Annotated in this window: 21 protein-coding genes and 2 tRNA genes; 15 read left to right on the top strand and 8 right to left on the bottom strand. The window is 65.5% G+C overall.

Features of this window, described 5'->3' with window-relative positions; all coding sequences use genetic code 11:
• Window positions 1-41 precede the first annotated feature (41 nt).
• The 7 genes from EV672_RS00685 to EV672_RS00655 all read left to right on the top strand — a co-directional run bounded on the left by EV672_RS00685 (window position 42) and on the right by EV672_RS00655 (window position 5,713).
• A tRNA-Arg gene (locus tag EV672_RS00685) sits at window positions 42-118 on the top strand.
• 198 nt (window positions 119-316) lie between these two features.
• Complete coding sequence (locus EV672_RS00680) at window positions 317-1,561, top strand: tyrosine-type recombinase/integrase (RefSeq protein WP_133605670.1); 1,245 nt, start codon at window positions 317-319, stop codon at window positions 1,559-1,561.
• Between the two features lie 44 nt (window positions 1,562-1,605).
• Window positions 1,606-1,911 (top strand): toxin-antitoxin system TumE family protein, encoded by a 306-nt coding sequence (locus EV672_RS00675; protein WP_133605669.1) that lies wholly within the window; start codon window positions 1,606-1,608, stop codon window positions 1,909-1,911.
• 59 nt (window positions 1,912-1,970) lie between these two features.
• Window positions 1,971-2,288 carry an HVO_A0114 family putative DNA-binding protein gene (locus tag EV672_RS00670; RefSeq protein WP_133605668.1) on the top strand — a complete coding sequence of 106 codons (318 nt, stop codon included), beginning with the start codon at window positions 1,971-1,973 and terminating at the stop codon, window positions 2,286-2,288.
• A gap of 87 nt (window positions 2,289-2,375) precedes the next feature.
• Window positions 2,376-2,804, top strand: a complete 429-nt coding sequence (locus EV672_RS00665) for a hypothetical protein (protein WP_133605667.1) — start codon at window positions 2,376-2,378, stop codon at window positions 2,802-2,804.
• A gap of 210 nt (window positions 2,805-3,014) precedes the next feature.
• Window positions 3,015-4,304, top strand: a complete 1,290-nt coding sequence (locus EV672_RS00660) for a hypothetical protein (RefSeq protein WP_133605666.1) — start codon at window positions 3,015-3,017, stop codon at window positions 4,302-4,304.
• 731 nt (window positions 4,305-5,035) lie between these two features.
• Window positions 5,036-5,713, top strand: coding sequence for a hypothetical protein (locus EV672_RS00655; RefSeq protein ID WP_133605665.1), 678 nt, complete (start codon window positions 5,036-5,038; stop codon window positions 5,711-5,713).
• A gap of 30 nt (window positions 5,714-5,743) precedes the next feature.
• Here the strand turns inward: EV672_RS00655 and EV672_RS00650 are convergent, their stop codons facing one another.
• Window positions 5,744-6,517 carry an oxepin-CoA hydrolase, alternative type gene (locus EV672_RS00650; protein WP_133605664.1) on the bottom strand — a complete coding sequence of 258 codons (774 nt, stop codon included), beginning with the start codon at window positions 6,515-6,517 and terminating at the stop codon, window positions 5,744-5,746.
• Window positions 6,518-6,679: 162 nt separating this feature from the next.
• Between EV672_RS00650 and EV672_RS00645 the strand changes: the two genes are divergently transcribed.
• Window positions 6,680-8,641: a type IV pilus assembly protein FimV gene (locus EV672_RS00645; protein WP_133605663.1), complete on the top strand. Its 1,962-nt coding sequence runs from the start codon at window positions 6,680-6,682 to the stop codon at window positions 8,639-8,641.
• A 25-nt stretch (window positions 8,642-8,666) separates the two neighbouring features.
• Here EV672_RS00645 and EV672_RS00640 read toward each other — a convergent pair whose 3' ends face one another.
• Genes EV672_RS00640 through lptF form a run of 4 tightly spaced genes read right to left on the bottom strand, consistent with a single transcriptional unit; the run spans window position 8,667 to window position 12,349 of the window.
• The gene (locus tag EV672_RS00640) at window positions 8,667-9,644 is read right to left on the bottom strand and encodes a CysB family HTH-type transcriptional regulator (RefSeq protein ID WP_133605662.1); all 978 of its coding nucleotides are present in this window, start codon (window positions 9,642-9,644) and stop codon (window positions 8,667-8,669) included.
• A 12-nt stretch (window positions 9,645-9,656) separates the two neighbouring features.
• On the bottom strand, window positions 9,657-10,043 hold the full coding sequence (locus EV672_RS00635) for a sirohydrochlorin chelatase (protein ID WP_133605661.1): 387 nt from the start codon (window positions 10,041-10,043) through the stop codon (window positions 9,657-9,659).
• A 21-nt stretch (window positions 10,044-10,064) separates the two neighbouring features.
• The gene (lptG, locus tag EV672_RS00630; RefSeq protein WP_133605660.1) at window positions 10,065-11,249 is read right to left on the bottom strand and encodes an LPS export ABC transporter permease LptG; all 1,185 of its coding nucleotides are present in this window, start codon (window positions 11,247-11,249) and stop codon (window positions 10,065-10,067) included.
• On the bottom strand, window positions 11,246-12,349 hold the full coding sequence (gene lptF, locus EV672_RS00625) for an LPS export ABC transporter permease LptF (RefSeq protein WP_133605659.1): 1,104 nt from the start codon (window positions 12,347-12,349) through the stop codon (window positions 11,246-11,248). Before lptF ends, lptG begins: the two co-directional genes overlap by 4 nt.
• Window positions 12,350-12,390: 41 nt before the next feature.
• On the opposite strand from lptF, the gene EV672_RS00620 reads away from it, so the two are divergent.
• The 5 genes from EV672_RS00620 (at window position 12,391) to EV672_RS00600 (ending at window position 16,152) form a co-directional block, all read left to right on the top strand.
• Window positions 12,391-13,986, top strand: coding sequence for a leucyl aminopeptidase (locus tag EV672_RS00620; protein ID WP_133605658.1), 1,596 nt, complete (start codon window positions 12,391-12,393; stop codon window positions 13,984-13,986).
• Between the two features lie 16 nt (window positions 13,987-14,002).
• A complete protein-coding gene (locus EV672_RS00615) occupies window positions 14,003-14,449 on the top strand; it encodes a DNA polymerase III subunit chi (protein ID WP_133605657.1) in 447 nt (148 codons plus the stop codon).
• Window positions 14,446-14,787 carry a DUF2486 family protein gene (locus tag EV672_RS00610; RefSeq protein ID WP_133605656.1) on the top strand — a complete coding sequence of 114 codons (342 nt, stop codon included), beginning with the start codon at window positions 14,446-14,448 and terminating at the stop codon, window positions 14,785-14,787. The genes EV672_RS00615 and EV672_RS00610 overlap by 4 nt, the downstream gene beginning before the upstream one ends.
• A gap of 67 nt (window positions 14,788-14,854) precedes the next feature.
• A complete protein-coding gene (locus tag EV672_RS00605) occupies window positions 14,855-16,024 on the top strand; it encodes a branched-chain amino acid ABC transporter substrate-binding protein (protein WP_133605655.1) in 1,170 nt (389 codons plus the stop codon).
• 38 nt (window positions 16,025-16,062) lie between these two features.
• Window positions 16,063-16,152: transfer RNA gene (locus EV672_RS00600), tRNA-Ser, on the top strand.
• Between the two features lie 66 nt (window positions 16,153-16,218).
• Here the strand turns inward: EV672_RS00600 and EV672_RS00595 are convergent.
• Entirely contained in the window at window positions 16,219-16,602 is a 384-nt protein-coding gene (locus EV672_RS00595; protein ID WP_133605654.1) for a zinc ribbon domain-containing protein YjdM, read from the bottom strand.
• Window positions 16,572-18,443, bottom strand: coding sequence for a TolC family outer membrane protein (locus tag EV672_RS00590; protein ID WP_243738441.1), 1,872 nt, complete (start codon window positions 18,441-18,443; stop codon window positions 16,572-16,574). The genes EV672_RS00595 and EV672_RS00590 overlap by 31 nt, the downstream gene beginning before the upstream one ends.
• Before the next feature lie 258 nt (window positions 18,444-18,701).
• On the opposite strand from EV672_RS00590, the gene EV672_RS00585 reads away from it, so the two are divergent.
• Window positions 18,702-19,436, top strand: coding sequence for a transglutaminase-like cysteine peptidase (locus EV672_RS00585; protein ID WP_243738440.1), 735 nt, complete (start codon window positions 18,702-18,704; stop codon window positions 19,434-19,436).
• A 46-nt stretch (window positions 19,437-19,482) separates the two neighbouring features.
• Complete coding sequence (locus EV672_RS00580; protein ID WP_166643397.1) at window positions 19,483-21,399, top strand: bifunctional diguanylate cyclase/phosphodiesterase; 1,917 nt, start codon at window positions 19,483-19,485, stop codon at window positions 21,397-21,399.
• A 94-nt stretch (window positions 21,400-21,493) separates the two neighbouring features.
• On the opposite strand, the gene EV672_RS00575 is transcribed toward EV672_RS00580, so the two are convergent.
• The coding region (locus EV672_RS00575) for an Ig-like domain-containing protein (RefSeq protein ID WP_166643396.1) at window positions 21,494-24,269 on the bottom strand (2,776 nt) is incomplete at its 5' end.

The following is a 24,269-nucleotide window of genomic DNA, read 5'->3' as shown; positions in this document are numbered from 1 at the left end:
AACGGCGGCATCCGGCCATGGCGTAAACTTTGGCCAAATGTCTGCCCGTAGCTCAACTGGATAGAGCAGCTGCCTTCTAAGCAGCAGGTCGGGGGTTCGAGTCCCTCCGGGCAGGCCAAATCGGGGTTTCATGGCGTCTCACCTGGCGTCAGAAAAGGCCATTTCCCGGGAATTTCACCCCTGGTGATGTCTCAATTCAAGTCATGTGATCGCTTGACATCTCACCCTCAACCGGGGAACATTGCGGGGAACAAAGCGGGGCACACGGAGGAAAGCGGGGAACGTTCCCCGGTGTGGTGCCCCGGTCAGAGGTCCCATGCTCCAGGATGTCGATTGCCGCAATGCCGCTTGCCCTGAAGGCAAGAACCGGGTCCGCCTGACCGATGGTGGGGGCCTGTACCTAGAGGTATCTCCATCTGGCACCAAGCGTTGGTTCTGGAAGTTCTACCCCGATGGCAAGGAATCTCGCCTGGCCCTGGGCAGCTATCCCAAGCTGAGCCTCAAGGAGGCGCGCAAGGCCCGGGATGAAGCCAAGAAACTGCGCCAGGCCGGCGAGAACCCGGTCCAGAAACGCAAGGCCGACCGCGCGGCCAGCGCGGTGAAGGGTGGCAACACCTTCGACATGGTGGCCAGAGAGCTTCACAAGGCCAAGGCATCGGGATGGAGCGAGCGCTACGCCAACCGGTGGCTGGAGCGCATGGAGAAGGATCTGTTCCCCGATCTGGGCGCTGTTCCCCTTTCGGACATCACCGCGCCCATGCTGCTTGGGGCCATCCGCAAGGTGGAGCGCCGAGGCGCCCGAGAGACAGCCCACACCCTGCGGCAGACGGCGGGCCAGGTGTTCCGCTACGGCATCCAGACCGGACGATGCGAACGCAACCCGGCTTCTGACCTACAAGGCGCCCTGGTGCCCATAGTGGTGAAGCACATGGCTGCCGTGCTCGAACCCAGTGTGGTGGGCGACCTGATGCGCGCCATTGATGCGTACTGCGGCCAGCCGGTCACGCGCGGGGCACTGCTCCTGTCGGCGCTGCTGTTCCAGCGGCCGGGCAACATGCGGGCCATGGAGTGGGCCGAAATTGACACCGAGGCTGGGCTGTGGACGATCCCAGCCGCCAAGATGAAGCGCAGGCTGCACGGCAAACTCAACGGTCGGCCGCACCTGGTGCCGCTGTCGCCCCAGGCCCTGGCCGTGCTGGAAGAACTGCGGCCGCTGTCTGGTCACCTGCAGTTCGTCTTTCCTTCGCTGGTGTCGCCCAAGCGCTGCATGAGCGAGAACACCATCCGCACGGCGCTACGCCGCATGGGCTTCACCAACGACGACATGACGCCACACGGCTTTCGGGCCATGGCGCGCACCCTGATCGCTGAGCGCCTGCCCGGCGTGTTGCCTGAGGTGATCGAGGCCCAGCTGGCGCACGGCAAGTCGGGACCCTTGGGGATGGCCTACGACCGGGCCGAGTTCATGGCGCAGCGCCGCCAGATGATGCAGGCCTGGGCTGACTACCTCGATGGGCTGAAGGCCGGTGGAGCGGTGATTCAGCTCAAGGCTGTCGGTTGATGGCCCTTTCGATGAATGATGGTGCTTGACGCCATAAAATAAATATGGCTAAATCAACCATAAATCAGGCGGTGCGGATTTTCTACGACAAGGCTGTCTTGCCTGATGGTGGGATCGTGGAGATGGTGATCTGGCAGGTTCCCGAACCGGTGCCGCCCACCACGCACGGCCTCAAGTACCGGCTGTTTTACGGCAAGGATGGCGAGCGCATCGTGGGCTATGACAACGAGCGCGGCAAGGGCGATCACCGGCACTTCAAGAGCCGGGAGACGGCCTACCGCTTTGTCAGCTCCGAGAAGCTGGTGGCCGATTTCCTGGCCGACGTTGACAAGGCGAGAGGTGATGCATGAGCAAGGCAAGTAAGACGACCCGGCAGACCGCCCAGGTGCATGTGGGCAGTCTTCAGGACATGGGCAAGCGCTTCGTGAGTGCATGGCGCCGGGCGGAGCAGGGCGAGCAAGTCAGCGAAACCCACGCCACCTTCCTAGATCTGGAAACCATGCTTGCCACGCTGTCGCCGCGTCGGCTGGAGTTGCTCAAGTATGTGCGCCAGCATGGCGCTACCAACACCCGCGAGCTGGCTGCCGCCATTGGTCGCGACTACAAAAACGTGCACCAGGATGTGGCCGCGCTGGAGACGTCCGGCCTGCTGTTGCGCGACGGGCGCAAGCTGTCGGCGCCTTGGGATGAAGTTCAGGCCAGCGTTGCGCTGGCACCCGTCGCCTGACGGACTCAGGCAAAGCGGGCCCGCAAGGTGTTAGAGCACCGAGCAGGCCCTGACCGCAACGCACAACCAGCGGAAGGAACGTGCACCATGGCTATCGAGAATGTACAGCCCCTTGATCATGAACTCTTTGATCGATTGCTCTGTCTTATGGAGCAGTCCTCATCGCTGCTAGACGTGATCAGACTGTATGCATCCGGCGACCACAGGTCGAACCGGGGCGAAGTCGACGGTACAGCGGTTCAAGGGTCCCTAAAGCTCGTGGAGAAGCTGCTTACAGAGGCAAAAGAGCTCATCACGCGACTGGAAAATAATCCTGACATGGAGATACCCGGGAGCTTCGGTAACGGAATAGATCAAGCGCTCTGCGTCTCGATGATCATCCGAGAGTCGTTCATCACAAGCCCGTCCAGCAACGATGAAATCTATGAGGCGACGCTAGAAAAGCGTGTGACCCACGATGCCATCTGGTCTCTTCAGGAGCACGTTCGATATCTCAACGGAGCGATTGCCAGCTAGGAAACCGGTACGCAGACAGCTAGTCGAAGACTCTGCGTACCTTTTGCGCATCTCCGATTCCTGTACAAAACGACGCTAGCCGGCGCCAACCATCAGCCAGAGGCACTTGGGTGCCAGTTTTGCCCCAGCTAGGCCCGCGAACCGAAGAGTGGGAGACCTTCACCCGCCTGCTGGGGCGATCTCTTTGAAGGGTGCCTTGAAGGGGGCGGGATGCCGGATCGGTTCGAATATGAAACTGCAAAAGCCATTTTTGCTGAATCGGAACTATTGAAGGTCCGCGAAGACGGCGTCTGGCTCCGCGAGAAGCGAGTTCCGCGCTTGTTGTTCAGACCTGAGCGCAGAGAATTCCTGGAGCACCCACTCGATGCGCTATGGGTTCCCGGCAAGCCAGACCCGGCGTCCCTGCCCGTCTTGCCAATACCGTTCACTGCAGCCGAATTGGCGGCCTCCTTCTTGGTCGGTGCAGGTGCTCTGTACGCCTCCGATCGTTTTGGGGACATGGTGCTACGTGTACTCAGCAAGAGGGCTCAGAAAGCTCAGAAGGCCGATCTTGAAAAAGCCTTGCAGACACTAGATTGCGGCCCTGCGGCAAAGGCTGCAGTGCGCGAGGCCTTTGCGGAGCTCCGAAGGGCTGCGGAAGTGGTCGGTACGCTGCAAATGCCACATACCGCAAGTGCGCAGCGAAAGGAACGGAGACGCGAGGCTTTGCTCCGCAGAGCCCGCAAAAATCTTGGCATTGATGTCAATTTGGCGAAGGTGAATGCTGAACTCGAAGCTGAGCTATCAGCCCAACAAAGCAAGCTGGATGAGAAGCTGGCACCGTTGAAGGAGGGGCTTGCAGCAAAGGACGAAGAATCCATTCGACAGGTAATTGCTTTGCGGAATGATGCCGAGCTACGAGCGGCCAAAAGCCGGGACGCTGCGAAAAAGAAGCGAGACGAAATCTTCCCCGCGCTTGACGACTGGAAAGCCAAAGACGTTGATTACCGCAACCTTCGCGATGCGGTTGCCGATGCCAAGAAGGCCGCCGAAGTGGCCGAGGCAATCTGGCTCAAGGACTTGTTGAACCACCTGATCGGAGACCAATCCGATGCGGAAAAGGCGAGCCAAGCACCGACACCTATGCCTAGCCGGGATGATGATCAAGGCAATGGCGCGCAACAGGACACAACTGCTCAACCAGCAATTGATCGGTCCCTGCTGGCGACCCCGGAGCAACTGATTAGTGCGTTTGGGTCATTCACCGGAATGCACGCCGATTGGTTCAACAAGACCAAGGACAAACCTAAGTTGCACGCGGCCATAAAGATTGCGGGTACCTCGGGAACGAGAAGCACGCCACCCCTGCTATGCCCGCTAGAGGTCATGCAATGGCTGACTGACCCGAAGCGAAGAACCGGTCGGATGGGAATGAGTCAAGAAAAGGGATGGGAGAGGCTTAAAGCGCACTTCCCAAACGTGTACGACCGGCATAGCTCAGCAAGTCCGCTGAATGATTGACCGGGGTAAAAGCTCCCATTGACCGGGGTTCGAGTCATAGATTGGCCGGGGTTCTGCTATGAACTTGACCGGGGTAAGGCAGGGGCCAAGTGCCCCGGCGTCGTAATGCAGCCATCGAAACGAAACCTCAGAGGGCTTCACGATGACGCAGACAACCTCACTTCCCATACTTGCCGACTTCGACCAACTGCCTGACCCAGCTCGGGTGCCGCTGCCCGTGGTGTGCGGGTTGTTCTCCATCAGTCAGGCACCCAAGTGACACTGTGATGTGATGTGTGACGCACCTGTGATGTTTCCGTAGCATTGATGTGACTTCCAAGCACCTAAGATGGGTATCTGAACTGTGAGGAAGGAGCGGCCTATGACGGCACGATCAACCATGCCACCTACCTTGACGCCAAAGCAGGAAGAGGCGCACAAGGAGTCCTTGCAGAAGACCAAGGATAGAATCGCCAAGCTGACGCCCGAGCAGAAGGCGTCACATCTCAGGCGCTGGGCGGACAAGAAGTAGCTCGCCAATCACGTGGCGTGGTGCTTGACAAGGCAGCAAGGCCTTGCGCTTGGCATCTCTGGACCCAACCAAGACCACACCACCAGCAATACCGGGGAACAAACCGGGGAACGTCGGAATACCGAAACGGCGTACCACCAGTGCCCATAATGGTTCTGCGTCATTGTTCATGCCCCTCCGGGCGCCAAAGCAGCAGGCTTTCACAAGGTGCCACCCACCCATGTTCGATGCGCTCAAGCGAATGATCGGCGGCTCAGCGGCTGCCAACGGGGATACCGACCAAGTCCTGGCGACCTGGGCCAAGGCCGAGGGCCATGCCTTCAAGCGCGTCAAGGACAAGACCGGTGGCGGCTACGTCGTCGAGACCGCCGATGGCTGGCGCGTGGAGTGGGGCGAGTCCCAGCGCCCCTACATCATGGGCAAGGAGCTGCGCTTTCGCTGCGACACCGGCATGTCGTCCGATGTGCAGATGGTGATGGTGAGCAAGACCTTGGCCCAGGCCCTGGAGTCCGACGTCTTCAGCCGTTTCACCAACGCGATGCAGACGCAGATCGACAACACCTTGCCCGACGAGATGCGTTGGCTGGCCATGCACCAGCGCGTGTCCTTGAACGCATCGCCGGGTCTGGCCAAGCGTTTCATGCTGCTGAGCAACGCCGATGCCGTGGCCAGTGCCTGGCTGGACGATGGCGTGCTGTCGGCACTCGACGACGCTGCCAGCGTCTGGTGGACCGACACCCTCGTGCTGGTGCTCACACTCAACCGCGGCATCCTCACCATGCGCACCGCCGGTCAGCCCCTGGAGCCCGCCCGGCTCAAGCTGGTGGGCCAGTTGTTTGCGCGCCTGGCCTCGCGCCTGCGTGAGCAGGCGAAGGCCGCGAAACACCCCAAGCCCTGATCCCCCAGCCCTGAAGCCCAAGCCCTGGGGTCAGCCCTTGGCGGCGCGCTTGCGCAGGAAGGCGTCGATGGCGGCACCGGCCTCGGGGCGCGCGAGGTTCACGAGGAAGTGCTGTTTCTCGGCGTCCAGTTGCGTGCGCAGGGGCTGGGCCGCATCGTTGACCAACTCTTTGATGCTGGCCACGACGCCGGCTGGCACCGAGGCCAGCTGCTCGGCCAGGTCCAGCGCCTGCGCCAGGGCTTCGCCCGCCGGGCAGAGTTGGTGCACCAGGCCCTGCGCGGCCCATGCCTGTGCGGTTTGCGGTGTGCCCAGCCACAGTTGGGCCAAGGCCTTGGAGCGGCCCACGGCGCGCGCCAGGTGCCAGCTCGCGCCTCCATCGGGCGACAGGCCCACCTGGCTGTAGGCCGACAGGAAACGGGCGTTGTCGGCCGCCACCACCAGGTCGCAGGCCAACACCAGAGACATCCCGCCGCCCGCGGCCACGCCTTCCACCGCTGCGATCACCGGCTTGGGGAAGCTGTGCAGGGCTTCGATCCACTGGTGGAAGGCGTCGAGGTGGAGGCCTTGGCCCGCCAGGTCGTGCAGACGCTGCTGTGACAGGCGCTGCAGGTCACCCCCGCCGCAGAAGTGGCCGCCATGGCCGGTCAGAACCACGGCGCGCACGTCGGGGTTCGATTCGGCCACATTGAGCAACTCGATGCCGGCGGCGTACACCTGGGGCGACAGCGCGTTGCGGGTGGCGGGGCCGTTCAGGCGCATGACCAGGGTGTGGCCCTGGTGCTCGGTTTGGAGTTCGGTGGTCATGGCAAAGGGGAGGTTGGCTCAACCGCGCAACAGCCGTGTGAATGCCTGGCTGGCAAAGGCTTGGTCGCGAATTGACTCATGCTAGAGTGAAAAGATCACGCCTGATGATGCACCGATATGAATTTTCCTGAGCGGGCAGTGGCCGCGGTTTTCGCAGTTTCCATGCTCGCGCTGATCCCAGGTGCTTCGTGGGCCTTGGGCCTGGGCAAGCCCTCCACCCGTGCCGTGCTGGGCGAAACCCTGCGCCTGACGGTGCCCCTGCGCCTGGAGCCTGGCGAGCAGGTCGCCGATGATTGCGTCTCGGCCGAAGTCTATTTCGGTGACGACAAGCTGGCGGGGACCGTGGTGTCCGCGCAGGTCGTGCCGGTGTCGGGTTCCGCGGCCGAAGCGGCGCGCGGGGGGGCCCGGACCTTGCTGATCCGCACCACGGCCTTGATCAACGAGCCAGTGGTCACGGTGTACCTTAGTGCAGGCTGCCAGGCCCGCATCACGCGCAAGTTCGTGGCGCTGGCCGATCCCCCTTCTGACATGACGCCGCTGGCGCCGGCGGCTGAGCAGGGGCTGTCTCAGGCCGTGGCCGAAGTCACCGAATCAGATCGCACGGTTGCAGCCACCTCGCCTGTCTCACGCCAACCCTCGCGCGCTGCGGCTTCCCGCACTGCGAGCCGCACCCGCGATGTCGAGCGTCGCCAGGCCAAGGGCAAAGCAAAGCCGTCACCCCAGCCCGCACCCGCGACGTCGTCCGTCAGTCGCTTGCAGGTGGACCCTGTCGAGGCCGATGCGCTGGTATCGCCCGAACTGCGCCCCAGCGTGGGCATGGACGCTGCACAAGCTGCAGGCGCCCAAGGCGATGGCGCCCAGTTGCAAGCCCGCCGCGATGCCGCCGCCGCCCTGTGGCGCGCCCTGAACACCACGCCCGAGCAACAGCTGCGCGACCAACAGCGCCTGCAAGAGCTGGAAAAGCAACTGACGCGACTGAACACCGAGGGTGCGCAGACGCGCCAGAGCGTCTCCGCGTTGCAGGGGCGGATGCGCGAGCTCGAATCAGACCGCTCCTCCCTGGGGGCTTATGCGCTGGGCGGCCTGGCTCTGGCGGCCATGGGCGTGGCCTTGTATTGCTACAGCCAGTTGCGGCGCCAGGAGCGCCAGCGCACCGAGTGGTGGCCACCGCACAGTGGCGCGGCGCCGTTGTCTGTGCCGCGCGAAGGCGAGCCCGACACCGCCTCTCCGCCCGAGGTGCAGGACACCACGACGGCCTATGTCCATGCGCCGCCGCTGAAGCCGCACGATGCTGTCGTGAAACCGCAGCCCATGGCGCTAGCAGCCCACACGGCGACTCAATCTGCTTTCACGCCGCCTGCCGTCCCGCTGTCCGATTGGGGTGTGGCGCCGCCATCGTTCGCCCCGCCGCATGAGCAGGAGGCCATCGAGCACCTGCGCGCCGTCTCCGTCGAAGAGCTGATCGACCTGGAGCAGCAGGCCGAGTTTTTCGTCGTGCTCGGCCAGGACGATGCCGCCATTGGCCTGCTCGAAGCACACGTGCAGGGCACGGACGGCACCATCCCCTTGCCCTTCCTCAAGCTGCTGGAGCTCTACCAGCGCCTGGGCCGACGCGCCGACTACGAGCGCGTGCAAGCCGCTTTCAACACCCACTTCAATGCGCACGCCCCGACCTGGGAGTCGGACCTGCAGCAAGGCCAGCGCCTGGAAGACTACCCCGGCATCATCGAGCGGCTGCAGGCTCTGTGGTCGGCACCGGCCCGCGCCATGGACGTGCTGGAGAAGTCGCTGATCCGCCCGGAAGCCGATGCCGAAACCTTCGACCTGCCGGCCTACCGCGAGTTGCTGTTCCTCTATGCCATCGCCCGCGACCTGGCCGACAAGCCCGATGCCCACAGCGATGCGCCCATCACCGCGGTCACGCCCTTGACCGCCACACGGCCCTTCATCGCCGACCCCGACGTGCGCCCCACGCTCGATGTGGACCTGTGCCTGGACGACTTGGCGCAGCCAAATGTGGGTGCGCCTGGTGCGGCATCTGCCTTTGCTTCCAAGGGCCTGCCCGCCAGCGAGGCTGATGCCGAAGCCAGCCCGCGCGAGCCAGATTCAGACTACCGGCCTTGACATCCCTGCGCAGCTCAAGCGGTCGTCACAAACCGTAATCGCCCGTGCCCGGTGCCGATTGCCCCGGCGGTGCCTGCATCGCTTGCAGGATGAGCTGGCGCGTGAGGCGGTCCGAGATCAACTCGGCAAACGCCAGCACGAACTGGCGCAGGTAGGCGCCGCGCTTGAACGCCAGGCGGGCCAGGTTGGGGCCGAACAAATGGCCCACCGGGCGCCACACCAGCTCGCTGCCCGGCTGGCCCATCGTGGGGTCGTCCTTGACCGCCATCTCGGCCACCAGGCCCACGCCCAATCCCAGGCGGGTGTAGGTCTTGATGACGTCGGCGTCGATGGCTTCGAGCACCACGTTCGGCGTCAAACCGCGTTGCGCAAAGGCTTGGTCGATGCGCTTGCGGCCCGTGAACGACGGGTGGTAAGAAATCAGCGGCTCTGCGGCCAGCAGCTCCAGCGTCAGGCGCGGTGCCTGCACCAGCGGGTGGCTGGCGGGCATCACCACCACGTGCTGCCATTCGTAGCAGGGCAGGGTGACCAGCTCGGGGAATTCGCTGAGCGATTCGGTGGCCAGGCCGATGTCGGCGACCTCGTCGAGCACCATGCGCGCCACCTGCTCGGGCGTGCCCTGATGCAGGCTGACGGCCACCTTGGGGTATTTCTTGCGCAGCGCGGCCACGGGCTCCGGCAGCACGTAACGCGCCTGTGTGTGCGTCGTGGCGATCGACAGCGTGCCTGCGTCCTGCATGGCGTACTCGTCGCCGATGCGCTTGAGGTTGCCCAGCTCACGCAGGATCACGTCCACCGACTTCAGCACCTCCAGCCCCGGCTCGGTGATGCGCTTGAGGCGCTTGCCGTGACGCACGAAGATGTCCACGCCCAGCTCTTCTTCCAGCTCCATGATGGCCTTGGAGATGCCGGGCTGCGAGGTGTGCAGGGCCTTCGCCGTTTCCGTCAGGTTGAGGTTGCGGCGCGCGGCTTCGTGCACGAAGCGGAACTGGTGCAGGTTCATCGCGCGGCCTCGTCAAGTGCCCGGCTGGGCCAGCGACCAGGCCGCATCGGCCATGCCCTGGATGAGGATGTCGGTTTCGCCCACCGCAGCGCTCAGGCGCCACTGCACGCCAGGGTGCGCTTCGGCCAGTTCGGCCAGCAGGCGGGGCAGGTCTTTGCGCACATGGCCACCCGCGCCGAGGAACAGCGGCACCACGGCCACCTCGGTGCAGCCTTGTTCGGCCAGCGCAGCGCCTGCGGCCAGGATGTCGGGCGACATGAACTCCAGGAAGGCCAGCGTCACCAGGTGACCTTGCGCCGAGGCTTGCTCGGTCAGTCGGCGCGCCACGGCCTCGAAGGGCTGTGCCCAGGCCGGGTCTCGGGCGCCGTGGGCGAAGAGGAGGATGCCAAGTCGGGTCATGCGGAAAGCCTTGTCAGTGACTCACTGGTAGCGCACCAGCCAGGCGAACACGCTCATGGAGAGCAGCAGGTAGAGCAGGCTGGGGGCGGCGGCGGCCAGCCAGGGCTGCCAGTTCTGCAGCAGGCCCAGGTGGCTGGAGATGTGGTTGATCAGCACGAAGCTGATGCCCAGCATGATGCCACCGAAGATCTTCAGGCTCATGCTGCCGCTGCGCGCGTGCAGGTAGGCGAAGGGCAGGGCCAGCGCGATCATCACCAGGCAGACCAGCGGATAGAAGCTCTTTTTCCAGAACTGGATTTCGTAGCGCTGTGCGGCCTGGGCGTTGGACGCCAGGTGGCGCGTGTAACGCCACAGCGCGAAGGCCGACATGCTCTCGGGCGGCAGCACGGATGCCGACACCACCAGCGGTGTCAGGCTGCTGGACCAGTCCAGGGCGGCGGACTGGCGCTCGTCGATCACTTTCAAGCCAGCCAGTGCGGCCTCCTGCGACAGCCGCTCGTGCGACAACCAGCGCGTGTCGGTCACGCCTTGGAGACGCCACACCGAGCCCTCGGCCGGCAACATCGCGCCGGCTTCTCGGGCTGCCTGCACCGCATCCACCTTGGCGCTGGCCGCCGACAGCCGGCGCGTGAGTTGGCCCCGTGCGTCGAACTCGAAGATGCGCACCAGGCCGAACTCGCCTTCGCTGAGGGCGCTGCCCACGTTGACGGTGATGGTGTGTGTGCCCATGCCCGGCACCTCGCGCTTTTCGCGCAGCCAGGTGCCACCGCGGCCCAGCGTGAGCTGCTGCTGGCTGCTGAAGCGTGCGTGTTGCTGCGTCAGCATTTGCTCGGCCAGCGGCACGGCCCAGTTGCCGATGCCGGCCACCAGCAGGGCCGACATCAAACCCAGGCCGGCCAGCAGCTGCAGCGCCCGCCAGGGACCGAGGCCGCCGGTGCGCAGGATGGTGAACTCCGAGGTCTGTGCCATGCGCGACAGCGCCAGGATGCCGCCGATCAGCAGCGCGATCGGCATCAGGTCGTAGATGTGGCGCACCTGCATCAGCAGGCAGGTCCACAGGGCGTCCAGCACGGTGTAGCCGTTCTTGCCCAGGTCTTGCGACTCCTCAACGAAATCGATGAAGAAGGCCAGTGCGGCGAAGGCCAGGGCCACCAGCGTGGCGCTCGATGCCACGCTGCGGTAGATGAGGCGGCGAACGGTCCTCATGGGGATGCCTTGGGGCTGGGTCGGCGCGCGGATTGGCCCGGCCACCGCGCGCCATCGCGCCACCAGACCACCAGCAAGGCGGCCCCGGTCAGCGTGCCGTGCACGGCCAGCAAGGCGCCATCCCAGGGCAGCTTGCCGCGGCTGACCCAGGTCTGGCTCAGGCTCAGCAGGTTGAAATACACCACGAACACCAGCAGGGCGTAAACGAGGTTCCAGCTGCTGTGGCGCCGTGCGTTGCCAGCGGCCAGGCTCAGGCCGGCCAGCACCATGTTGAAGGCGGCCCAGACCAGGCCGAAGCGCCAGACCAGCTCGCCGCGCGCTTCGTCGGAGCGCAAGGCCAGCAGCGCCAAGGTGGGCAGGGAGCGCATGTCCGGCGCGACATCGTTGGGGTCGATGGCCTCGCCCATGCGTACCTTCGCTGTTTCGAAGCGCGACAAAGCCTTCTCGCCGGTGCTCAGGTCGGTCTGGGTGCGCTCGCCATGGCTCAGCACCAAGAAGCGCTGGCCGTCAATCACCTGCACCTGGCCCTGGTTGGCCGTCACCACGGCTTCCTGGCCGTCGGCGGTGGTCACCATGAACACGTTGCGGCCGGACTGCAGCCCATCACTGTGGCTGTCGATGAAGAACACGCGCTTGCCATCGGCCGAGACCTGGAACTGCCCCGGTGCCACGCGCGCCATGTCGGAGCGCTGCTCGTAGCGGTACTTCAGCACCTGCGTCTGGTTCTGCGCCCAGGGACGGGCCACCAGCGCGGCGCCCGCCACCATCAGCAGCACGGGCCAGGCCATGCCCAGCAGCGGACGGATGAAGCTGGCCTGGCGCGCACCGCTGGCCTGCCACACGACCATCTCGCTGTCGCGCCAGATGCGGCTGAGCACGGAGACGACCGACACGAACAGGGCGAGCGCCAGCAGCACCGGCAACTGGCCGATGACGGTGTAGCTCAGCACCAGGCCGACGTCGGTGGGGGCCAGCGCACCTTTGGTGGCCTGGCTGAGGATGCGGATGAGCACCATGGTCAACAGCACGGTCAGCAACACCACGAGGGTGCCGCTGAAGCTGCGCCAGAGTTCTCTGCGGACGGAGGAATCGAATAACATCGCTTGGGTCGATCAACCCGCGCATTATGGACTTGCACCGCATGGACTACCGTTCCGCCATCGCCCAAGGGCCCGCCCTGTCCCAGGTCAACGCCGACGCCCTCGTGCTGGTGCTGGCCCCCGAGCACAGCGCCGTCGCCAACCCTGAGCTGGACCGCCTGGTCAAGGAGGCGCTGGACAGCGGCGACTTCGCCCTCAAGGCCGGTCGCACCCTTTACCTGCATCGCCCCGCTGGTCTGAAGGCCCCGCGCCTGGTGCTGGTGGCCGCGGCCAACGCGCAAACCAAATCCCTCAAGGCCGCGGTGGCCAAGGGTGTGGCGGCACTGAAGGACAGCGCGGCCGCCCACGTGGCCGTGGCCCTGGCCGAAGGCCTCCTGCCCGATGCCGACGCTGCCCAGACGCTGGCGCAGAGCGTGGTGGCCGCGGTGGCCGACACCACCTACGTTTTCCGCGACACCAAGCCCAGTGCGCCCAAGCCCGGCGCCCTCAAGAAGATCACGCTGTTGCATGCCGCTGAGGTGGCTGCGGCCGTGAAGGCTGGTCTGGCCCAAGGCGAAGCCGTGGCCGAGGGCGTGACCCTGGCCCGCCACCTGGGCAACCTGCCGGCCAACCACTGCACGCCCTCGCACCTGGCCGCCGAGGCCCGCCGCATCGGCAAGGCCCACAAGCACATCGGTGTGCAGGTGCTGGAGCGCCCCGCGCTGGAAAAGCTCGGCATGGGCTCTTTCCTGTCGGTCACCAATGGTTCCGCTGAGCCGCCGAAATTCATCGTGCTGCGCTACGAAGGCGCGGCTGCCTCGCAAGCGCCCGTGGTGCTGGTGGGCAAGGGCATCACTTTCGACACCGGCGGCATCTCCCTCAAGCCCGGCGCCGGCATGGACGAGATGAAGTTCGACATGGGTGGTGCGGCCAGCGTGCTGGGCACCTTCCAGAGCCTGGCGCTGCTCAAGCCCAAGCTCAACGTGATCGGCCTGATCCCCACCTGCGAGAACATGCCCAGCGGCACAGCCACCAAACCGGGTGACGTGGTCAAGAGCATGTCGGGCCAGACCATCGAGGTGCTCAACACCGACGCCGAAGGCCGCCTGATCCTGTGCGATGCCCTGACCTACGCCGAGCGCTTCAAGCCCGCGGCCGTGGTGGACATCGCCACGCTGACCGGCGCCTGCGTCATCGCCCTGGGCAACATCCACAGCGGTCTGTTCTCGGCCGACGACGAGCTGGCCCAGGCCCTGTTGAGCGCCGGTCAGTCCAGCCTGGACACGGCCTGGCGCATGCCCCTGGACGAAGAGTACGGCGAGTCCCTCAAGAGCAACTTCGCTGACTTGGGCAATGTGGGTGGTCGCGAAGGTGGCGCCATCACCGCGGCGGTGTTCCTGAGCAAGTTCACGAAGGCCTACCGTTGGGCCCACCTCGACATCGCTGGCACGGCCTGGAAGTCGGGCGGCGCCAAAGGTGGCACAGGCCGCCCGGTGGGTCTGCTGACCCAGTTCTTGCTGGACCAGGCCGCGGCGGGCAAGGGCGCTTTGCAGCGCAAGGCCGAGGCCAAAAAGCCAGCGGCCAAACCTGCCGCAAAGAAGGCTGTGGCCCGCAAGGCCGCGGCCAAGTCGGCCGTCAAGCCTGCCGCCCAGGCCTGAGCATCGGTCAGCCACCATGCCCCAGGTCGAGTTCCACCACGGCATCGGCGACAAGCAGGCCTATGCCTGCCGCCTGTTGCGCAAGGCCAGCCGCGCGGGCGTGCAGTTGGTGGTGACGGGCGACGTCGCGGCGCTGCAGGCGCTGGACCGCCTGCTGTGGGTGTTCGACGACCAGGAGTTCCTGCCCCACGTGCTGAGCACCGGCGGTGCCAGCTTGCCCGAGCGCCTGCACGCCACGCCGGTCTGGTTGTCCGACGATCCGGCTTCGGCGCCGGGACCACGCAGCGTCCTGGTCAACCTGGGCCGCGAGGTGCCCCCCGGCGCAGAGCGCTTCGACCGCCTGTTTGACCTCGTTTCCAGCCAGCCCGACGACCGCCAGGAGGGCCGCGCCCGCTGGAAAGCCTATGCCGCGCGCGGCTGGGACGTGCGCCCGCACGATGTCAATGAAGGCGCCACACCATGAACACTTTCTCCCGCCCGCACCCAGCGCATGTGCCCACGCTGACCGAGGTCATCGAGGTGGCTGAACTCGCTCCCTCGCCCACGCCCGCCGCACCTCAGCCCATCCCGCTGGACAGCCTGCCCGTGCTGGAAGGGCAGCTTGCACAGCGCGTGCTCAACGACGTGCAACGCCAGATCGACAGCATGCTGGAGTTCCGCCTGCGCGAAGCCATGGCACCCGTGCTGGCCCGGCACAGCGAGGCCATCGTCCGTGAGCTGAAAGACGAGCTGGCACGCACCATGCGTGACGTGGTGGCGCGGTCGGTGGCCCAGGAAGTCGCCAAACTGCGCCCGCGCTGAGCCGCCACGAAGGGCTGTGCCGGCCCGCTCCTTGACCCCTTGCCCCTTGACTTTCAACGAGGTGAAGATGACCCAGAACCCCACCCTCAGCAAGCTCCTGCCACTGTCCGCCCTGCTGGCCCTCGGCCTGTCGTCGCTGCAGGCGCAGGCCCAGACCGCTGTGCCTACCGTTGTGCCGACCGTTGTGCGCATTGGCCACGTCGGCCCGGTGTCTGGCCCGCAGGCCCATTACGGCCGCGACAACGAGAACGGCGCCCGCATGGCCGTGGAAGAGCTCAACGCCCAGGGCTTGAGCATCGGTGGAAAGAAGGTCAAGTTCGAGCTGGTGGCAGAAGACGACGCCGCCGACCCCAAACAGGGCACGGCAGCGGCGCAGAAGTTGTGCGATGCCAAGGTCAATGGCGTGGTCGGCCACCTGAACTCGGGTACCACCATCCCGGCGGCCAAGGTGTACAACCAATGCGGCCTGCCCATGATCTCGCCCTCGGCCACCAACCCGGAGCTCACGACCCTGGGCTACAAGCAGGTCTTCCGCCTGCTGGCCAATGACAACGCCCTGGGCGCCGGCCTGGCCAAGCACGCAGCGCACACGCTCAAGCTCAAGAAGGTCGCCATCATCGATGACCGCACGGCTTACGGCAAAGGCGTGGCCGATGTGTTCGCCAAGACGGCGAAGGAGCTGGGCCTGGAGGTGGTGAGCCAGCAATACACCAACGACAAGGCGGTGGATTTCATGGCCATCCTCACGGCCATCAAGAACAAGAAGCCCGATGGCATCTTCTTCGGTGGCATGGACCCGCAAGCCGGCCCGATGCTGCGCCAGATGCAGAACCTGGGCCTGACCAAGGCCTATGTGTTCGGTGGCGACGGCATCTGCACGGACAAGCTGATGGAGCTCTCCAGCGGCGCCAAGACCCTGGGCAATGTGGTGTGCGCCGTGGGCGGTGCGTCGCTCGACAAACTGCCTGCAGGCCAGGCCTGGCGCGCCAAGTACGAGGCGCGTTTCCCCAAGCAGTTCCAGGTGTACTCGCCTTACACCTACGACGCGACCATGGTGCTGGTCGATGCCATGAAGCGCGCCAATTCCACCGATCCCAAGGTGTATGGCCCCAAGCTGGTGGAGGCTGCTTACCAGGGCGTGACGGCCAAGGTGATGTTCGAGCCCAACGGCGAACTCAAGAACCCGGCCATGACGCTTTACACCTACAAAGACGGCAAGAAAGTCGCCCTCAACTGAGAGAGCAGGCTCAAATCCTTGCTAGAATGCAGGGCTTCGGAGAGGTGGATGAGCGGTTTAAGTCGCACGCCTGGAAAGCGTGTGTGGGTTTATCCCCACCGCGGGTTCGAATCCCGCCCTCTCCGCCAAAAAGATTCAAGCCCTTGATGATCGCTCATCAAGGGCTTTTTTCTTGGCCCGCAGGTTCCCCCGGTTCAAGCCTTGCGAACGAACTCGGACTTCAGTTTCATCGGCCCGATGCCATCGATCTTGCAGTCGATGTCGTGGTCACCGTCGATCAGGCGGATGTTCTTGACCTTGGTGCCCACCTTGACGACCGAGGACGAGCCCTTGATCTTCAGGTCCTTGACGACGGTCACGCTGTCACCGTCTTGCAAAATCTGGCCATTGGCGTCTTTCCAGACGCGCGCGGCATCGACTGCTGCTCCGGGCGTTTCAGGCTGCTGAGGCCACTCGTGCGCGCACTCCGGGCACACGAACTGGGTGCCGTCTGCATAGGCATACACAGACGCACATTTCGGGCAGGCTGGCACAGTCTGATCGCCGCTCAACGGTTGCTTTCCTTGACGATCACCCATTGCTTGGCTTCCTGCCGCCAGGTCAACAGCTTGGCGGTCTGGTCCTTGAAGTTGGCCGAGGTGTAAATCTGGGTGAACGCGGTCTGGACGGCATCGCCCTGGGGTGAGGCCTTGACGCCGTCGAGCTTCAGGTCGATGGCGCCTTCTTTGCCCACCAGGCGGCGGCGTTCTTGCGCCCACTTGGCGTGCGTGCTGCGCGCGGGTGCGAAAGCCTTGCTGTAGAAACTCAGGTAGCGCTCCACGTCCTTGGCGCGCCAGGAGGCGGCCCAGTCGTCCAGGCGCTGGGAGACGGTCTGCACGGCGGCTGCATCGGCGACGATGGGGGCTGCAGCAGCAGCGACGGGCGCTGCCACGGGGGTGGCCACCGGGCTCACGCCAGCTTGCTTGCGGGCGCGGGCGTCCAGCTCTTCACGGGGTGTGACCGGCACGTCCACCGAGGTGGCTGGGCAGCGTTGGGCGGCGTCGCTGGCGGCTTGCCAGTCTTTCACCAGACCGGCCTGGTCGTCGTTGGTGCGCGACAGGCCCAGGTTGGCCACCAGCGTGTTGCGGGCAGCCTGGGTGCGCACATGGGCCAGTTGCAGGTCGGCGTCGGCATTGGCGTAGGCGCGCTTGGCGGTGTAGAGCTCGTTTTCGGCGTTCAGCAGGTCCAGCAGGCTGCGCTGGCCGATGTCGAACTGCTGGCGGTAAGCGTCGCGGGCCTTCTCGATGGCCAGCACGTTGCGGTCCAGGGCGGAGAGTTGCTGCCTGGAGCGGTTGATGTCGTTCTGGGCGATGGCGGCAGTCTGGCGCACGTCGCGGCAGGCTTTGTCACGCTGGTCGGCGGCCTGGTTGATCAGGTCGGCGAATTGCTTGACGCGTGCGGTGTCGGAGCCACCTTTGTAGAGGTTCCAGTTCAGCAGGATTTCAGCGGACGTGGCGCTCTTGCGGTCGCGCAGGCCATCGAAGTTCTTGCCGGCACCGGTGCGCAGGCGGGCTTCGACGCGCGGCTGGAAGGGGCTTTCCTTGGTGCTGGCTTCGGCTTGCACGGCGCGCAGGTTCTCGATGGCGGCACTGATGCTGGCGTTCTTGGCCAGCGCCTGGGCGATCAGCTCGGCGTTGTCGGCCTTGATGCTGTTTTCCAGGTTGGGCGCGGCGGGCAGCTTGGCGGCGGGCACGTCGCCGACCAGGCGCAGGAAGCGCGCGCTGACGTCGTGCAGGTTGGCCACTTCGGTGGTCATGTTGGATTCGGCCAGGGCCAGGCGGGCGTTGGCCTGCTCGGAGTCCACGCCGCGGCCGACACCGGCCTTGAACTTGGACTGGAGTTGGTCGAACACGTACTTGTGCTGGGTGTAGTTGTCTTCGGCCAGTTGCACCAGCTTGCGAAAGCGCAGCACGTCCAGGTAGGCGCGGGCGGCTTCCAGGGCGGTGTCTTCGGTGGCGGCAAGGAACTCGAAGTAGCGCACGGTGCGGGCATGGCCCAGGCGCTCGACTTCCTTGGCGGTGAGGCGGCCGTCCCACAGCACCTGGTTGGCCGTCAGGGCCACGCCGCTGCGGGTGAAGCTCAGCGAGTCGGGGTTGCGGGTGGAGATCTTGTCTTTGTCGCGGCCCACGTCGGCCGAGAGGTCCAGCGTCGGGTAGTAGGCGCCGCGGGCGACGTCCACCTCGTTGTTCGCCGCACGCAGTGCGTTCAGGCGTGCCGTGACTTCGGGGTTGGTGTCGATGGCTTTCTGCACGGCCGCTGCCATGCCACTGACGCTGCTGCCTGCGTTGGCTGATTGGGCGTGGGCCACGCAGGACAGCGTTGCCAGGGCCAGGGCGGTCAGTCCGGAACTCAGGGCGGATGTCAGGGGCTGGTGTGTCACTGGGAACCTCGTTGTTGGGTGTCGAAATGGGGCAAGAAACTGCCTTTTCGGTCGTTTCTGTCCACAATTGAATGCGGACTTCTTCACAAACATTTTCGCATCAATCCCGCAATGCGCATTTGGACCGCCCCGCTCAAATGGACGGTGCGGTGCAAGAACGAGACAGGCGGCGGTCAAACCGGGGGGGGCGTGGTCCGTTCGACAGGTGCGTTGCGCAGTTTCACGTCAAGTTTGCGGCGGTGACGCCGATGTCAAACCGTGTCCCAAAATCTCCTGCTCCGACACCGCTGCTGGCAGTTTGGCGCCTGCACGACGATCCGTCGCGTGAGGGAGGGGTGGGCGCATCTGTGGCCGAAATGGTGGATCGGCGCGCTGAGCCTGGCCTTGCTGCTGCTCAGTGGCTGGGGCCTGGCCTGGGATTCCCCGAAATTGCTGGCGCAGGCCCAGAAGGTCAACCCGGCGACCGTGCAACGGGCGCAGTCGCTGGTCCAGGTGATTGGCGAGGCGGCGGCGCAGGACGAGGAGTCGCGGCTGAAATCGGTCAATGTCTTTTTCAACCGGCAAATCCTGTACCGCGACGACCGGGAGGTCTGGGGCGCGGTGGATTACTGGGCATCCCCCCTGGAAACCCTGGGCAAGGGGCAAGGGGATTGCGAGGATTTCGCCATTGGCAAGTATTTCTCCTTGCTGGCAGCGGGCGTGCCCAGTGTGAAGATGCGTCTGGTGTATGTGCGGGCCCAGATTGGCGCCATCATCCAGGCCCACATGGTGCTGGCCTATTACCCGGAGCCCGATGCCGAGCCCCTCATCCTGGACAATTTGCTGACCGACATCCGACCGGCGTCGCGCCGCCCCGACCTGATCCCTGTTTTCAGCTTCAATGCCGAAGGCTTGTGGCAAGGTGTGGCGGGTGCGAGTGCCGGCGATCCTTCGGCGCGGCTGTCACGCTGGCGGGAGGTGCTGGCCAAGGCCAAGGCCGAGGGGTGGTGGTGACGCGCGCCATGCACACAGACACAACCAAGAACTCAGAGAACCTTCCATGTCCTTGATCCGTCAGATTTGGCTGCTGCTGCTGGTGACGCTGCTGATGGCTTTCCTCGGCAGTTTTGCCGTCTGGATGCTGTCGTCTCGCGGCTACCTGGAAACCCAGTTGCGCCTGAAGAACGCGGACAACGCACAGTCCCTGGCCTTGAACCTGACGCAGCAGCGCGGCGACACCATGGGCATGGACCTGGCCCTGTCGGCGATGTTCGACACGGGCTCCTACCAGCGCATCACCCTCAAAGACGCGGCGGGCCGTGTGCTGGCCAACCGCGCGGCCGATCCCAGTGTCACCCGGGAGCAGGCGCCCGCCTGGTTCGTGGAGCTGGTGCCGGTGGAATCGGTGCCGGGCGTGGCGCAGGTGTCCGATGGCTGGCGCGCCGTGGGCTCGGTCGAGGTGGTCAGCCACTCGGCCTTTGCGCATGCGCAGCTGTGGCAGGGTTCGATGAAGACGGCGGGCTTGCTGACCCTGCTCGGCGCCCTGGCCTGTGTGGTGGCGACCTTTGGCGTCAACGGCATCCGCAAGCCCCTGAACGCCACGGTCAGCCAGGCGCGTGCCTTGATGGAGCGGCGCTTCGTGACCGTGGTCGAGCCGCGCGTGCCCGAGCTGGCGCAGCTGAGCCAGGCCATGAACGCCGTGGTGCTGCGCATGAAGTCGGTGTTCGAGGAGCAGGCCGGGCAGGTGGAGCTGTTGCGCCAGCAGGCCCATTGCGACCCGCTCACGGGCTTGTCGCACCGGCGGCATTTCATGGCCCAGCTCGGTGCGGCGCTCAGCAGCGAAGAGGGCTCGGGCGATGGGGTCATCTACCTGATCCGCATCAGCGACCTGGCCGGCATCAACCGTCTGCTCGGGCATCGCCAGACCGACGTGCTGCTGCAGCGCCTGGCGCGCGTGCTCACCGAAGAGTCTGCCGGTGTGCCGGGGGCCGCCATGGGACGCCTCAATGGCGGTGACTTCGCCGTGTGCCTGATGAGCAGCCATGTGCCCTTGCCCCAGGCCGAGCACTATGCCGATGCGCTCAAGCGCGCTTTCACCGAGCAGGCCGTGCCCGCGGCGGTGGTGGTGGGCGGGGTGCGCTGGAAGCGCGGTGTGACGATGCAGTCCGTGCTGGCGGCGGCCGATTCGGCCCTGGCGCGCGCCGAAAGCCGAGGCGCGTTCAGCGTCGAGTTGTCGGCCCTGGCCGACGCCCAGGCCGTGGTGCTGGGCGAAGACGAATGGCGCCGTCGCCTGGGCAATGCCCTGCAGACGGGGCGTGCCCAGTTGATGCGCTACCCCGTTGTGGACCGCCAGCTCAAGCTTTTGCACCACGAGTGCCCGATGCGCCTGCAACTGGAGGCCGATGGGCCGTTCGAGACGGCGGCCATGTGGTTGCCCATGGCCTTGCGCACGGGGCTGATTTCTCAGATTGACGAGGCGGCCGTGTCGCTGGCGCTGGCGCAGATCGCGCAGGACCAGCAGCCGCGCGGGGTGAACATCGCGCCCAACTCCTTGCTGGACAGTGGCTTCGTGCCGCGCCTGCGGGCGCTGCTGGCCGCCAAGCCCGAGGCCGCGCGCCTGTTGTGGCTGGAGGTGGCCGAGGCCGCTGCGGTGGAGCGCTTCGAACTGGTGCGCGAGCTGTGCAAGCAGTTGCGGCCGTTGGGCGCGCGCGTGGGCCTGGAGCACGCTGGTGACCGGCTGACGCGCATCGAGTCCTTGTTCGAAGCCGGGCTGGACTATGTCAAGCTCGACGCGTCCGTGGTGCAAGGCGTGGCCAACGACGCGGCCCGTGCGGCCTTCGTGTCGGGCACGGTGAACATGCTGCACGGCCTGGGCCTGCAGGTCTATGGCGAGGGCGTGAACGAGCCGGCCGACATCCTGGCGCTGCGCCAGTGCGGCATCGATGGCGTGACCGGGCCGGCGGTGCGAGTGGCTTGATGGGCGTGGACAGCGCCTGACTGTGCGCTGACCCTGCGCCGACAGACAAAAAAACACCGCCCGAGGGCGGTGTTTTCCTTGGCGCAGTGCCTGATCAGCTTTGGTCCACCAGCAGCTTGCCGCGCTGCATCAGCTCGGCAATGATCTGGTGGTCGTTGGCCTGGGCGTCCAGGCCCAGCGAGCTGCGGATGTCCACGCCGGACAGCACGATCTGCTGCTGGTCGGCGCAGCCGGCCGAGTGGCTGTTGCCGCTGGTGTCTGCCGAGAACTGACCGTTGGCGCTGATGTGGATGACGGTGCTGCCGGGCTGCGACTGGGTGTCGAAGTCCAGGTGGTTGAGCAGGTTGCCGACGTCCACTTGGCCGTTGGTGGTGCTGGCGTGCTCGCCGCTGAGCAGGTCGCGCAGGTCGAGCACGTCGCCGCCCGCAGTGCGTGCCGAGCCGTCGAAGCCGTGGATGGTGTCCACGTAGTGCTCACCGCTGCCGCTGGCGGGGCGGTCGGCCAAGGTCCATTGGAAGACCTCGGTGCCGCATGCGCCGGTGTGCTCGCCATGGCCGGACAGCAGGCTTTCGCCCAAGGCCAGCACGGGTTGCACATCGACACCCACCGAGAGCAGGCTGGTGTGCACGGTCTGGCTGGCGCTCAGGTTGCCGGCATCGGTCGCGGTGATGGTGATGAAGGGCAGCAGATCGACGTTGACGCCGAGCACGTCGGCGGGGTCGAAGTGCAGGGTGCCCAGCAGCTTGTTGATCTGCGCCACGTCGAGGGTGCCGCCGTTCGTCGCCGAGGTGATGACGAGGTCGTCCGTGCCATTGCCCGTGATGCGCAGGCCTTGGGTCAAGGCCGCGTCGGTGGACACGGTGAGCGCGTCGTGGCCGCCCAGGAGCGAGCCCAGCGAGATCAGCGCGGTCACGCGGACTTCCACCTTGGTGAGGTTGTTGTCCACGTCGTTGACCGCGAAGGTCTGCGTCTTCATCAGGTTGAGCAGCGGGTTGACGCTGACGTCCACCAGGCCCAGCAGGTTGAAGCCCGCCTGGTTGGCGAAGACCTCGGGGGCGTCGTTGACCGGCGTCACGTTGATCTGCAGGGTGTTCGGGCTGGTGTCGAAGGCGCCGTTGCTGTCCTGCAGGCTGAAGCTGATTTGCGCGTAGTTGCTGCCGTTGGCGTTGGCTTCTGGGCTGAACACCAGCTTGCCGAGATCACCGGCCGAGATGAGCTGGCCTGGCACCACGGCCACGCCGTCCAGTGCGAGGCTGCCATGGGCGGGCAGGCCGTCGATGCGCACGGCGCGCAGGCTGTCGCCGGCGTCCTGGTCCTTGAAGCCGAAGTCGGTGGCCTTGAAGGCGTGGCTGCCATCTTCCTGCAGGGTGACGCTGCCCGACGTGCCTTCTGGTGCGCGGTTGCTCACCGACAGGCTGACCGTGCCGGTGCCGCGGTCGCCGTCCTTGTCCAGCATGCTGTAGCTGAAGGATTCGGTTGCGGCGCCCTTGGGTTGGGTCAGGGTGAACTCGCCGGTCAGCATGTTGACCTTCATCTCGCCACCCGACTTGAGCTGGATGGTGAGGACTTGGGTCTTGCTGTCCAGGCTGCTGCCCAACTGGCCTGCGGCGCTGAAGGATTCGATCTTCTGCAGGCCGTCGGCACCGGCCAGGGAGGCGAGGGTGCCGGTCTTGACCACTGGCACGGTGTCCAGCAGGTACTTGCTGAGCTCGGCGTTGGTGGCCAGGGTGACGGCGGGTTGCTCTTTGCCAGTGATGCCGTTGTAGGCAATGGGCTCGATGTTGGACACGTACTGCGCTGTCAGCGTGCCCGTGCCAATGGCGTAGGAGTCGATGGCGTTGGTGGTGAGGAAGCTCTCCCACTTGGTTTCATCGCTGCTGCTCAGGCCCTTGCCATCGCTGGGTTGACCGTCGGTCACGAAGTACGACACGTTGACGCCACCGGCGATCTTGCCGTTGTAGGCGAAGGCTTTTTGCGCTTCTGCCAGGGCCGCGTCGTAGTTGGTGCCACCGTCGCCGGTGAGCTTGTCGATCAGCGCTTTGGCGTCGGACACGCTCATCCACAGCTTCTGGCCGGCGCCCTTGTCGCTGAAGGTGACGATCTGCACTTTGACATCGCCCAAGCCGTCGTACTGGTCGATCAGGCCCTTGATGGCGGCCTTGATGCCGCCAGCGGTCTTGTCGTTGAGGCGGTCTTCCATGCTGCCCGACGTGTCGATGACCAGCATGAGGTTGGTGTTCTGTGCGCTGGTGACAGCGTTCACTTCCACCATCTGGGCGCCAGACAGCGGGGCGTCGTCTTCCACGTTGAGCGTCAGCGTGCCCGTGCCCACGGATTTGCCGTCGCTGGCCTTGACGGTGAGGTCGATGCTGCGCGCGTCTTCGCCGGCACCTGCGTGGTCGATGGGGGCTTGCAGGATGACCTTGTAGTCGCCGTTGGCGTCGATGGTGGCGGTGAGCACCGGCTTGCCGCCAGCGGAGCCGACCAGCGGGTTGTTGGCGCTGCCGTTGCCCGACCAGGTGATGGCGGTGCCGCCCGAGGTGAGGCCGGTGGGGCCGCCGAGGGTCAGTGTCAGCTGCGTGCTGTCAACGTCGTTGACGGTGATGTGGCCGCTGGCTTCGCGGGCGTTGGTGCTGTCGTTGGTGCTGGTGGAGCCGCTGTTGTCGGCATTGGCGCCCGCCAGACCTTCTTCGGACAGTGTGGCTGCGGCCTGTGTGACGACCGGGGCGTCACTCACCGGGGTGACGCCGATGTCCACGGTGGCCGTGGCCGTGCCGCCTTTGCCGTCGGAGACGGTGATGGTGAAGCTGTCAGCGCCGCTGTAATCTTTGTTGGGCGTGTAAGTCCAGTTGCCCTGGCCGTCCACGGTG

The sequence above is a fragment of the Aquabacterium commune genome, from assembly GCF_004362855.1.
In the GTDB taxonomy this organism is placed as follows: domain Bacteria; phylum Pseudomonadota; class Gammaproteobacteria; order Burkholderiales; family Burkholderiaceae_C; genus Aquabacterium; species Aquabacterium commune.
Note: the sequence above shows the minus strand (reverse complement) of the source record. Positions and strands in the feature narration are given on the sequence as shown.